The following is a 448-nucleotide window of genomic DNA, read 5'->3' on the forward strand; positions in this document are numbered from 1 at the left end:
GTCACCGTGACGCCCGGGATCAGCAGCGCGATCTCGGTGCCGCAGGCCGCGGGCATCCCGGTGACGCATCGCGGAGGCGCCTCGGCGGTGCACGTCGTCAACGGCCACGGCGATCCCGCGCCGAGCGCCCTCGCCGCTCTGCGCGACCCGACGGTGACGACGGTGATACTGATGGGGGTCGCATCGCTGCCGCGGCTGGCCGCATCGGCGCTCGCCTCGGGAGCGCGGGGCGACACGGCGGTGGCGATCGTCGAGAACGGCCACACCGAGAGGCAGCGCACGATCCGCAGCACGCTCGCCGACGTCGCGAAGGACGCACGGGCTGCGCAGGTCGTGAATCCCTCGGTCATCGTGATCGGCGAGGTCGCCCGCGCGGGTCTTCTTCTGCCGACGACCGCGATGCTGTCGGAGAGCATGACATGACCATCGCACGGACCCCCGGTTCCGC

Annotated in this window: 1 protein-coding gene; it reads left to right on the forward strand. The window is 72.3% G+C overall.

The genetic code is table 11. The annotated features are described in order from the left end of the window. The coding region (locus tag J7E68_RS11545; RefSeq protein ID WP_251048915.1) for a uroporphyrinogen-III C-methyltransferase at positions 1 to 423 on the forward strand (423 nt) is incomplete at its 5' end. Positions 424 to 448 lie beyond the last annotated feature (25 nt).

The sequence above is a fragment of the Microbacterium sp. ISL-103 genome, assembly GCF_018613995.1.
In the GTDB taxonomy this organism is placed as follows: Bacteria; Actinomycetota; Actinomycetes; order Actinomycetales; family Microbacteriaceae; genus Microbacterium.